The 11212-nt window shown below is 64.0% G+C and carries 8 protein-coding genes and 1 pseudogene; 7 read left to right on the top strand and 2 right to left on the bottom strand.

The window, feature by feature from the left end; all coding sequences use genetic code 11:
* The first annotated feature begins 117 nt into the window (after positions 1 to 117).
* From AC3CCE_RS26175 to AC3CCE_RS26155, 5 genes and pseudogenes are all read left to right on the top strand, one after another.
* Positions 118 to 1032 carry a dihydrodipicolinate synthase family protein gene (locus tag AC3CCE_RS26175; protein WP_023804410.1) on the top strand — a complete coding sequence of 305 codons (915 nt, stop codon included), beginning with the start codon at positions 118 to 120 and terminating at the stop codon, positions 1030 to 1032.
* Positions 1033 to 1269: 237 nt separating this feature from the next.
* Complete coding sequence (locus AC3CCE_RS26170) at positions 1270 to 3132, top strand: ABC transporter ATP-binding protein (RefSeq protein ID WP_023804411.1); 1863 nt, start codon at positions 1270 to 1272, stop codon at positions 3130 to 3132.
* Positions 3132 to 5017: pseudogene (locus AC3CCE_RS26165) on the top strand (ABC transporter ATP-binding protein). Before AC3CCE_RS26170 ends, AC3CCE_RS26165 begins: the two are co-directional and overlap by 1 nt.
* A 367-nt stretch (positions 5018 to 5384) precedes the next feature.
* On the top strand, positions 5385 to 5549 hold the full coding sequence (locus AC3CCE_RS26160; protein ID WP_023667887.1) for a DUF3309 family protein: 165 nt from the start codon (positions 5385 to 5387) through the stop codon (positions 5547 to 5549).
* Between the two features lie 153 nt (positions 5550 to 5702).
* Positions 5703 to 5900, top strand: a complete 198-nt coding sequence (locus AC3CCE_RS26155; protein WP_023695246.1) for a hypothetical protein — start codon at positions 5703 to 5705, stop codon at positions 5898 to 5900.
* Here the strand turns inward: AC3CCE_RS26155 and AC3CCE_RS26150 are convergent.
* Both AC3CCE_RS26150 and AC3CCE_RS26145 read right to left on the bottom strand, forming a co-directional pair.
* Entirely contained in the window at positions 5891 to 7072 is a 1182-nt protein-coding gene (locus AC3CCE_RS26150; protein WP_023695245.1) for an MFS transporter, read from the bottom strand. The genes AC3CCE_RS26155 and AC3CCE_RS26150 overlap by 10 nt on opposite strands.
* A 103-nt stretch (positions 7073 to 7175) precedes the next feature.
* Positions 7176 to 7403 carry a DUF1127 domain-containing protein gene (locus tag AC3CCE_RS26145; RefSeq protein WP_050588972.1) on the bottom strand — a complete coding sequence of 76 codons (228 nt, stop codon included), beginning with the start codon at positions 7401 to 7403 and terminating at the stop codon, positions 7176 to 7178.
* 252 nt (positions 7404 to 7655) lie between these two features.
* Between AC3CCE_RS26145 and AC3CCE_RS26140 the strand changes: the two genes are divergently transcribed.
* Both AC3CCE_RS26140 and AC3CCE_RS26135 read left to right on the top strand, forming a co-directional pair.
* Positions 7656 to 9173, top strand: coding sequence for a winged helix-turn-helix domain-containing tetratricopeptide repeat protein (locus AC3CCE_RS26140; RefSeq protein WP_352625513.1), 1518 nt, complete (start codon positions 7656 to 7658; stop codon positions 9171 to 9173).
* Positions 9174 to 9704: 531 nt separating this feature from the next.
* A complete protein-coding gene (locus AC3CCE_RS26135) occupies positions 9705 to 11201 on the top strand; it encodes an aldehyde dehydrogenase family protein (protein ID WP_352511477.1) in 1497 nt (498 codons plus the stop codon).
* Positions 11202 to 11212: the final 11 nt, after the last annotated feature.

The following is an 11212-nucleotide window of genomic DNA, read 5'->3' as shown; positions in this document are numbered from 1 at the left end:
AATGACCCGCAAGTTTTCCCACGGCCGGCGCGGTGGCCCAAGAGATCGCCTCTGGCAGATCGCATCGTACGTATGCTCTATGCCAAGCTGATTTCCAGCACCGATGGAAGGACCGACATGACCCGCCCGCAAGGAACCATCGCCCCGATCCTGACACCGTTCGAAAATGACGGCCGGATTGCTCGTGACTTGTGGATCTCACACGCCAAATGGGTGCTGGGCCAGGGCGCGCATTTCCTGTCGCCGTTCGGCACCACGGGCGAGGCACTGTCGCTCTCGCTCAATGAGCGCATGCAGGCGCTGGAATGGCTGATCGAGGCCGGCATTTCGCCGGCGCGCATGATGCCCGGCACCGGCGTCACCGCACTCCCCGAAACCGTCGAACTTTCGAAGCACGCGGTCGGCCTCGGCTGCGCCGGCGTGATGGTGCTGCCATCATTCTTCTACACGGCCGCCGGGGATGAAGGCCAGGCGCGCTACTACAGCGAGCTGATCGAACGGGTGGCCAACCCGGCGCTGAAGATGATTCTCTACCACATCCCGCAGAACTCCGGCGTGCCGGTAAGCCCTGCCCTGACCGCCCGGTTGAGCGCGGCGTTTCCAGAGACGGTCGTCGCCTACAAGGATAGCGCCGGCGACTGGAACAACACGGCGGCGGTGATTGCCGCCGCACCCGACGTCGCGGTGTTCCCCAGCTCGGAGGCGCAACTGACCAAGGGGCTCGCCAGTGGTGCTGCGGGCTGTATCTCCGCGACCGTCAATCTCAACGCTGCGGCCATCCGCGCCCTCTACGACGCGACGATCGCTGGCCAAGACGTCACGGAAGCGGACGCCGCGATCAGGGCGTTCCGCAAGGTGATCCAGGATGCAGGCCTGATCCCGGCAATGAAGGCCGTGCTGGCGGTGCGCTCCGGCGACAAACGCTGGCTCAACCTGCGCGCGCCGCATGAGAATGCGACGCTGGAAAGCGGCAAGGCGCTGCTCACTGCGCTCGGTCCCGCAGCCGATCACATTGGCCGAGGTCACGCATGATGGCGGTTGGCGCAACCCACATGCTCGCATCTTTTCAATCGGCCTAAAGTGACGAGCCTGCCGCCTCTAACGCCGACACGGGCTTAAGCGGTCGCGGACGATCAGCCCCTTTCAGGCACAGTGCGATACCGCCATTGGCCCTTGAACGGTCAAAATCGAGGCGTACCATCGCGGTATCTGAAACTGAGTCTGTTTTCATTCGTCTGGGCTAATGTCCGGACCGGATTGGATATTTCCTTGGCAAGGGACGCAACCAGCGGCGCGGCGAAGCGCGGCAAATCGTTTGCCCATGTGGCGGAGGCGTCCTGGGGCAAGGGCCTCAGCACGCTGCTGCGCATCGTGCGCATGACGCTGCGCCATCCTTGGCAAGTTGCGATCACCATCGCCTCGACTTTCATCGCCGCGACGCTGCAGCTGTTCATCCCGCGCCTGCTGGGCCACGCCATCGACCAGGCGCAAGGCGTGATGGCTGGAGGCGGCGGCGCGGCGGCTGAGCAGGCGCTGTGGACGACGGCGATCACCTTGCTCGTCGTCAGCATCCTGCGCGGCCTCTTCACGATGGCGCAGAATTATTACGGCGAGGCCGTCGGCCACCGCACCGGCTATGAGCTGCGCCTGGCTTTCTACGAAAAGATCCAGCGGCTGAGCTTTTCCTTCCATGACCGGGTGCATACCGGCGACCTGATCACGCTTGGCCTGCTCGACCTCGACGGCGTGCGCATGTTCTTTTCCACCGGCATATTGCGCGTGGTGCTGCTCGGCGTGCTGATCGGCGTCGGCTCCTATCTCCTGATCAGCACCGATCTCGAGCTCGGGCTGCTCAGTCTGAGTTTCGTGCCGTTCGTCGCCTGGCGCTCCTCGGTCACACAGCTCAGGCTGCGCAGCACCTGGCTGACGCTGCAGGAGCGGCTGTCGGTGCTGAGCCGGGTGATGGACGAGAACCTCGGCGGAATCCGCGTCGTGCGCGCCTTTGCGGCGCAGCGGCATGAGCTGGAAAAATTCGACCGCGCCAAGAAGTCGGCGCTGGAGCTTGCCGACCAGCGCGTCGACATCCGCGTCTCCAACACCAGCGCCATGAATTTTTCCTTCCTGGCGGCCATGGGCCTGGTGCTGTGGTTCGGTGGCCAGAAGGTGATCGCGGGCCAGATCAGCGTCGGCACGCTGGCGCAGTTCCTCACCTTCATGACCATCCTGCAGATGCCGGTGCGCCAGCTCGGGCTGATGGTCAACTCGTTCGCCCGCGCCTCGACCTGCGGCACAAGGCTGTTCGAGCTGCTCGACGCCGAACTTGACATCGAGGATGCGCCCGATGCCAAGGATCTCGTGGTCAGCGAAGGCGTGCTGCGCTTCGACAATGTCGGCTTCCGCTACGCGGGCGCCGGCGGCCGGCCGGCGCTGTCGGGCATTTCCTTCGAGGCCAGGTCCGGCGAGACCGTCGGCATTGTCGGCCCGCCGGGCAGCGGCAAGTCGACCATCGCGCATCTGATCCCGCGCTTCTACGATGTGAGGTCAGGCGCGATCACCATCGACGGGCAGGATATACGCGAGGTCACGCTGCAATCGCTGCGCAAGGCGGTCGGCGTCGTGCAGCAGGACGCCTTCCTGTTCACCACCTCGATCGAAAACAACATCGCCTATGGCAATCCGTGGGCGCGCGAGACCCGCATCGGGCAGGCGGCTGAATACGCCCAGCTGCACAATTACATCATCGGGCTTCCGGCCGGCTACACCACGGTCGTGGGCGAGCGCGGGTCATCGCTTTCCGGCGGCCAGCGGCAGCGCCTGACCATCGCCCGCACCCTGATGCTGCGGCCTTCGGTGCTGGTCTTCGACGATTCCACCGCGGCTGTCGACGCCGGCACCGAGCAGCGAATCCGCACCGCGATGAAGCGTTTCGCCAAGGACCGCGTGACGCTGATCATCTCGCACCGGCTGAGCTCGCTGATGCATGCCGACCAGATCCTGTTCGTCGAGAATGGCCGCATCGCCGAGCGCGGCACGCACCAGGAATTGCTGGCGCTCGGCGGACGCTACCGCGCGCTTTACGACCTGCAGCTGCGGTCGGACGACGATTTGCCGGTGGCGGTGGGAGCCGCATGATGTCGACACAGAACGACGACCAGAAGGAAGACACCAGCCGGCGGCCCACCAGGGCCGTTGTCGGTTCGCACCGCGACGAGGAAGAGGTCTTCGGCAAGGTCTACGATCCGCGTATCGTGCGCCGCATCTGGAGCTTCGTGAAACCGTATCAGGGCCGGATCTTCATCTCGGTTGCCGCCGTGCTGGTGTTCACGCTGACGCAATTGGCGATCCCGCTGGTCATCCGTTACGCCATCGACCACGGCATGGCCGCGGGCAAGGCCGACCGCTCGGTGATGAACTGGGCGATCGGCGCCTTCGCTCTGATCATCCTGATCAACTATGGCGCCAGCTATGTCCAGGAAAGTGTCGTCGGCAAGGTGGCCGAGAATGTGCTGTCGGATTTGCGCCGCGCCATGTTCAGCCATCTGCAGCGTGTGTCGCTGAGCTTCATGGACAAGACCGAAGTGGGACGGTTGATGTCGCGCCTGCAGGGCGACGTCAATTCCATGCAGGAATTCCTCGAGACCTCGGTGATGTCCGTGGGCGACATCGTGCTGCTGTTCGGCATCGTCAGCGTGCTTTTGTGGCTCGATTTCCGGCTCGGTCTGCTGACGCTGTCGACCATGCCGGCGTTGTTCATCGTGCGCCTGTTCTGGCTGGGCGCGCCAAGGTCGCCTTCATGGCCGCGCATGAGACCAACTCGATCGCCAATGGCGCGCTGGCCGAAGGCATCCATGGCGTTCGCACGGTGCAGAGCCTGGAGCGCCAGCACGTCAATTTCGACCTTTATGACGAGAAGGTGCTGGCCAATCTCAGGGCTCACCTGACCTCGGCCAAATATGCGCAGGTGATGGTGCCGATCGTCGACACGCTGACCGGCATTGCGATGGCAACCGTGATCGTCGTCGGCGGCTCGATGGTGCTGTCGCACAGCCTCGACATCGGCGTCATGGTGGCGTTCCTGTTCTATATCCAGCGCTTCTTCGACCCGATCCGCTCGCTCACCATGCAGTACTCGGTCATGCAGCGCGCCATGGCGTCGGGCCAACGCATCTCCGAAGTGCTGGACGTACCGGTCGATGTCAGCGACAGACAGGGCGCGGTGACGCTGACGCGCGACATGGACGGTTCGGTCGAGTTCAGGAACGTCACCTTCGGCTACCGGCAGGACCAGCCGGTGCTGAAAAACATCTCCTTCCGCGTCAATCCGGGCGAGACGGTTGCGCTTGTCGGCCCCACCGGTTCGGGCAAGTCGAGCTGCATGGCGCTGGTGCACCGCTTCTATGATGTCTGGTCGGGCGAGGTGCGGGTCGGCGGCCACGATGTGCGCGACGTGACGCAGGATTCGCTCGGCGATCAGGTGGCGATGGTGCTGCAGGAGCCGTTCCTGTTTTCCGGCACGGTGCTGGAGAACATCCGCTACCACAAGACATCGGCTACCCGCGAAGAGGTTGTGCGCGCCGCGCAAGCCGTTGGCGCGCACGACTTCATCGAGCATTTGCCTGACGGCTACGACACCGAGCTCGAACAGCGCGGCGGCAATCTGTCCCTCGGCCAGCGCCAGCTGATCAGCTTTGCACGCGCCCTGGTGGCGGATGCCAAGATCCTGGTGCTCGACGAAGCCACGGCCAGCATCGACTCCTACACCGAGATGCTGATCCAGAAGGCGCTGGTCACGCTGCTGGAGGGGCGCACCGGCCTGGTCATCGCCCATCGGCTGGCGACCATACGCGGCGCCGACCGCATCATCGTGCTGCAGAACGGCGAGATCGTCGAAAGCGGCAACCACGAGCAGCTGATGGCGGCCAAGGGCCTCTATGCCAGGCTCTACAACATGAACTACGCATCGTTCGACGATATTGCCGAGGAAGACATAGGCGCGCTGGCCGGCAAGGCGACGTGAGCTGCTGCCGGTTCGGCTCGACTGGAAATGGTGAGGGGCCAAAACTCGTCGTCGACCAATTCGGCTTTCAGATGTCGACACGTTTCAGCTCGCCTTCCAGCGTAAGCCCGGCCTCACGCCTGCCGCGCGTTCAGGTGGACGAGCCGCCGGCCGCCTTAAGGGCGATCCCGCGTAAATTCTGAATTCTACGCGCCGCCCAGCGCGCGCGATGGCACGCTCAGCTTGCGCCTGAACCTCAGCAAACGCCGTGATGATGGCTTTCGTTCCTTAGCCGTCGGATGAAAATCGCCGGGGAACAGGAAGGCTTGCTGGGAGTTTAGTTCTTCGAGCCGCGCCGTGAACGGCGCGGCAGCGAAGGAGACGGCATATGGGCCTGGGTACCATTCTTATTATCATCCTGATCATCGCGTTGCTCGGCGGCTTCAGCGGCCTCGGCGGCGGCCCGTTTTACGGCACTGGTTACTATGGCGGCGGTGGCCTCGGGCTGGTGCTGATCATCGTGATCATTCTGGTTGTTCTCGGGCGAATATAGCGTCGCCACTGGCGGCCGCCGAGTTCTACGGCGGCCGCGTTTTCGCCTGACATTGAGGTTTGAAGATATGGCAGCTGAAGACATTGCTGGTCCGGAAACACTGGGCCGGCGTCGGCGCGAGCGAGAGCAAACGCGACGAGCTGGGATGTCCTAATGGTGGCACTATCCGAAGGCGCCGGGCGTAATGCTGCAGACCCCGACACCCGCCTGGCGGCCGTGGCGTTCATCGAGGCGGATCGGACGCTTCCAGAAACCCAGGACGGCGACGAGGCGGGTTCGGCCTTTCTCGCTCTTGTCGACAAGGGCAGCATCGGCCCGAAGGCAGCAATGGCAGGCACGCCTTACGCCTGAACGCGGTCAACCCGCCGTAGTTCCGCCAGCAGAAACACCACCAGCACGCAGCACAGGATGCCAAGCGACGATGGCAGTCCCTGATGTCCGGTCAGTTGCATCGCCAGCCCGGCCACCGGGGAGCCGACGATGCCGCCTACGCCCCATACGAACGCAAAGGCGGCATTGCCGGCGATCAAGGCTTGACCGGTGAAACGCTCGCCGAGCTGGATCAGTGACAGCGTGTAGATCCCGAACGAGACACCGCCCCAAACGAAGAAGAGCGGCCAGATAAGCCATGTAGCGAAGAGCAATGGCAACAGCAGGCAACCGGCCAGGCAAGCCAGGACACAGAACAGCATCATCGGCTTCGAGCCAAACCGTTCGGCGGCGCGCCCAAGCACGACCTGCAGCACGGCATTGCCGGCGATAAAACAGGTGATGAGCGAAGCGATGCGCTGCTCAGTGCTGCCGAGCGCGGCACCATAGACCGCGAACAGCGAAAGCAGGACTTGCTCGAAGGCGGCAGCCGTGAAGACTGCGAACAAGAGCAGCGGCGCCAGCGCGAAGAAGCCGCCGACCGACACCGCTTCGCCCTCACGCGGCATGTCGGGCAGGCGTGGCGCGACGGCAAGCACGATCAGGCCGCAGACAAGGAAGGCCGCGCTGCCGATGATGAAGGGTGGCCATCCTTGCGTGCCGACCAAGCCTAGCGACAGCGGGCCGAGGCCAAAGCCGGCGGAAACGATGGAGGAGTATAGGCCCATGATGCGGCCTCGGCGTGCCGCGGGCGTGATCGAGACCAGCCAGGTTTCACTGATCACGTAAAGCGGATTGGCAAAGAAGCCGAGCAGGAAGCGCAACGGCATCCAGGCCCATACATCCTGCGTCCAGGCAATCGCGATCAGGACGGTTGCTGCCAGGATCGAACACACAACCGCAAGGCGGGCCGCACCCACCCGCCGGACCAGCGCCGGCGTGAAGAGCGATGATACAATGAAACCCAGAGGCGTCATCGCGGCCGAGAGGCCGATAAGGCCCGGTGTCGTCCCTTGCCGTTCCAGGATAAAGCTGAGCAGCGGATAGGTCAGCCCCTGTGCTACGGCGAACACCGTAACGGTCGCGATGATGCCGGCCATCGCGACCCATGGGATGCGGTTCTCTGGCGGTGACGTCGCGTCTTCGGCGCTCATGCCGGCTTCGAACCAGGATCGGCACCGTTCCGGCAAGTGCAAATGCCGGCAAAACGCCGCGGTACGCCCAAACAGGCGGGCGGGTATTATCCGCGACATCAGCTCACACTTGCCAGAAGCGTTTGACGATTTCGGCCTCGACCTGGTGTCTGGTCAGACCGATATCGTCGATCAGGTGCGGATTGGCCTCCGCCATCTGCTTGAGGTCCCAGCGAAAGCGTATCCGCTCGCGCCAGGCCGCGATCATGCCCCGCGGGCCTGTCGGACGCCGGCCCGATGACACCGCCTTTTCCGGCAAGGCTGCACGAGCAGAAGCAAGGGTATCGTTCATGGCAACCTCCATTCGGTTTGAGGAGCGACAGCCCTCGGCTTGAAAGAGGTTGAATTCTGCCGCATGCGGACGGCGCCGTAATTAAGCGCAGCCAAATAGTTCTCAAAAGTTCCAAACTGGCTAGAGCACCTCGCCGTTTCATGGAAACGACGAGGTGCTCAACTCTTTGTTTTGACGCCATACGTCCGTGAAGCGCTCCGCGCTTTCCCGTGGGAAAACCGCCTTCACACCTTTCCTGGAATTGCTCTATAGATGCGCGTTATGCAGGGATCGCGCTTTGCCTTTGGTCCGTTCGTGCTCGATCCGGGTGCGGGAACGCTCCTTCGGGACCAAGTTCCCGTCGCCGCCGGCCACCGCGGACTGCAGCTGCTGGCGGCGCTCGTCGCCCGGCCCGGCGAGATCGTGGCCAAGGCCGAGTTGATGGATGCGGCATGGCCAGGCACCGCCGTTGAGGAAGGCAACCTCACCGTCCAGATTGCGCAATTGCGCAAGCTGCTGGGTCCGGCCACGAACGGCGGAGAATGGATATCGACCGTTCCGCGCGTCGGCTATCGCTTCGCCGGCGCCATCGAACAGCTCGGCGACGAGAAGCGACAGGCTTTGCCGCTGCCCGCCAAACCGTCGATAGCCGTGCTGCCCTTTGCCAATTTCAGCAACGACCCCGAGCAGGAAGCCTTTGCCGACGGGTTGAGCGAAGACCTGATCACCGACCTGTCGAGGATCGGCGGCCTGTTCGTCATCGCGCGCAACTCGACCTTTGCCTACAAGGGCAAGGCGGTGGATGTGCGCGAGGTCGCCAGGGAACTTGGCGTGCGCTATCTCTTGGAGGGCAGCGCCAGACGCGCCGCCGGGCGCGTGCGCATCAACGCCCAGCTGGTCGACGCGCTGAGCGGCGAGCAATTATGGGCAGACCGCTTCGATCGCGGCCTGGAAGATATCTTTGCCGTTCAGGACGAGGTGACGGCCAAGATCGTCGAGGCGCTGCTTGGCCGGCTGCGCGCGCCGCTGCCGCGCAATCGGCCCCGAAATGTCGAGGCCTACGATCTGTGCGTGCGGGCCCGCAACCTGATCGACGTCTCGCCGGAGACGGCGCGCGAAGCGCATCTGTTGCTGACGCGCGCGCTTGCGCTCGATCCGGACTATGCCGAAGCCTATCGCTGGCTTGCCATGAACCACTGGATGGGATGGGTGCATTGGGGAGAGCCCATTGAGCCTGCCCGCGGCCTTGCCCTGGAACTGGCGCGCAAGGCTGTGGCGATCGATCCCAACGATGCCGGCTGCCACTGGGTGCTTGCCAACCTGCTTGCCTATGAGCGCAGATTCGACGAAGCGGATGTGGGATTTGCCAAGGCGTTCGAACTCGACCCGAACGAGGCCGATGCCTGGGCGACATTGTCCGACATCGCGGTCCTGGCCGGGCGCGTCGAGGACGGCCTCGACTATATCGGCAAGGCGTTCCGGCTGAACCCGTTTCCGGCAAGCTGGTACTACCTGACGCTCGGCCAGGCGCAATATGCGGCGCGCGACTATGAAGCCGCCGTCGAGACGACGCGCCGGGACGAGACGTATCGGACAAGCTCGCGCCGTTTCCTTGCGGCAAGCCTTGCGCAACTCGGCCGGATCGATGAGGCGCGCGCCGAGGTCGACCTGTTCCTTGTCGCGAACCCACATTTCACCACCAGCCACTGGGTCGAGACGGAGCCGTTCCGCGACACGGCCACGCTCGACCATTTCGTCGATGGCTTCCGAAAGGCCGGCCTTCCGGAGTGACGGACCGGCGTGCTCGATCGAATGCCAGGCACCGTCGGTTGCGGCTCAATCTGTCAATGTTTGCAAGTCGCGAGGCCGCTCGACCGATCTTGCTTCCGCGTGCAGTCATCCAACAGCGATTGCAGCGAAGCGGCGCGCGAAACCTCTGTCACGGTGAAGCCGGCTGGAACGGCCACGATCGATCCGGCCACGGGTGAGCGCTGGGTGGCGGCTGGCGACTACCTGTTGCGCTCTCGTCTGCAATGCCGGCATCGCGGTCGCCGTGGGCAATGATCGGCTTGCCTCCTTGAGCTTTCAGCGACGCGCTCCGACAACTCGCGATGATTTTTCTAGATGCCGGTGATTTTCTAGATGCCGTTTGTCGAAGCATGATCTTTTCCGAAAACCGTTTCCCACTTTTCTGGATCACGCTCTAGCGGCTGGCGTGATCGGGAAGTCCGCGCAATCTGATTGTCCGAGCGCCCTTTAGCTTTCCTTGTTTGAGGTCGGCGGCGGGAGTAATAGTCGCCAAGGAATTGCGAGGAGGAAGAGATGACGCTGAACTTCGACCCGAAGGCGAAGGCCACGGCGTTGTACCATGGCGAATTCCGACCGATGTTCATTGGCGGCAAGTGGGTCGCGGCGCGGTCCGGCCAGGGCATGCAGGCACTCAATCCGGCAACAGGCGAGGTGCTGGCGACAGTGCCGCGCGGCGGGGCTGCCGATATCGACTCGGCGGTGGCCGCCGCGCGCGCGGCCTTCGAAGGCCCATGGTCCAAATTCTCACCCTACGAGCGGCAGTGCGTGCTGCTCAGGATCGCCGATCTCTTCGAGACGCATTGGGAAGAGCTCAGCGTTTCCGACACGCTCGACATGGGGCTGCCGATCACGCGCACGCTCGCCAACCGGCGCCGCGTCATCGGCATGCTGCGCTTCTATGCCGGCATGGCCACCGCGCTGCATGGCGAGGCGATCGACAATTCGATTCCCGGCGAGATCGTCACCCTCACCCGGCGCGAGCCGGTGGGCGTCGTTGGTGCGATCATTCCCTGGAATGCGCCGACCGCCGCCTCGATCTGGAAGATCGCGCCGGCGCTGGCGACAGGCTGCACCATCGTGCTGAAACCGTCCGAGGATGCGTCGCTGACGCCGCTGCTGATCGCGCAACTGATGCAGGAAGCCGGCGTGCCCGACGGCGTCGTCAACGTCGTCACCGGCACCGGGGTCGAAGCCGGTGCGCGGCTCGCCGAACATCCAGACGTCAACAAGATCGTTTTCACCGGATCGACGCTGACCGGCCAGGCCATCGCGCGGGCAGCCGTGGCCAACCTCAAGCGCGTTTCGCTGGAGCTCGGCGGCAAGTCGCCGATCATCGTCTGCCGCGACGCCGACATCGACAAGGCTGTTCCGATCGCGGCGATGGCGGTGTTCGTGCATTCGGGCCAGATCTGCATTGCCGGCTCGCGGCTGTTCGTGGCGCGCGAAATCCATGACGAGTTCCTCCGACGGCTCGCCGATTTCGCCGGCAGACTGCGAATCGGCCATGGCATCGAGGCAGAGACGGAAATCGGACCGCTCATCAATGCCAGGCAGGCAGCCAAGGTGGAGGGCTATATCAGGGCCGGCAGCGACGAAGGCGCCGAACTGGTCGCCGGTGGCTCGCGGCTGACCGGCGAGCTCTACGATGGCGGCAACTTCATTGCGCCGACGGTCTTCGGCGCCGTGTCGGACCAGATGACCATCGCGCGCGAGGAGATTTTCGGCCCGGTCATGTCGGCGATGCCCTTCGACACGCTCGACGAAGCGGTGGCGCGTGCCAATGCGACGCCCTATGGCCTGGCCGCCGGCATCTTCACCACGCATCTGGGCACCGCGCACAAGCTTGCGCGCCGGGTCAAGGCCGGCTCGGTCTGGGTCAACATGTACCATGCCATCGACCCGGCGGTGCCGTTCGGCGGCATGAAGATGTCGGGTTATGGCCGCGAGGGCGGCATCGAGCATCTGCACGAGTATCTGGAGACCAAGTCGGTCTGGATCCAGACCGACTGATATTCGCGCGG

Source organism: Mesorhizobium sp. P160187 (assembly GCF_057766425.1).
Note: the sequence above shows the minus strand (reverse complement) of the source record. Positions and strands in the feature narration are given on the sequence as shown.

Bases quoted from the DNA above. Each gene is read 5' to 3' on its own strand.
- AC3CCE_RS26145 (WP_050588972.1), bottom strand. From the start codon at position 7,403: ATGAACGATACCCTTGCTTCTGCTCGTGCAGCCTTGCCGGAAAAGGCG.
- AC3CCE_RS26155 (WP_023695246.1), top strand. From the start codon at position 5,703: ATGGTGGCACTATCCGAAGGCGCCGGGCGTAATGCTGCAGACCCCGAC.
- AC3CCE_RS26140 (WP_352625513.1), top strand. From the start codon at position 7,656: ATGCGCGTTATGCAGGGATCGCGCTTTGCCTTTGGTCCGTTCGTGCTC.
- AC3CCE_RS26175 (WP_023804410.1), top strand. From the start codon at position 118: ATGACCCGCCCGCAAGGAACCATCGCCCCGATCCTGACACCGTTCGAA.
- AC3CCE_RS26135 (WP_352511477.1), top strand. From the start codon at position 9,705: ATGACGCTGAACTTCGACCCGAAGGCGAAGGCCACGGCGTTGTACCAT.
- AC3CCE_RS26150 (WP_023695245.1), bottom strand. From the start codon at position 7,072: ATGAGCGCCGAAGACGCGACGTCACCGCCAGAGAACCGCATCCCATGG.
- AC3CCE_RS26160 (WP_023667887.1), top strand. From the start codon at position 5,385: ATGGGCCTGGGTACCATTCTTATTATCATCCTGATCATCGCGTTGCTC.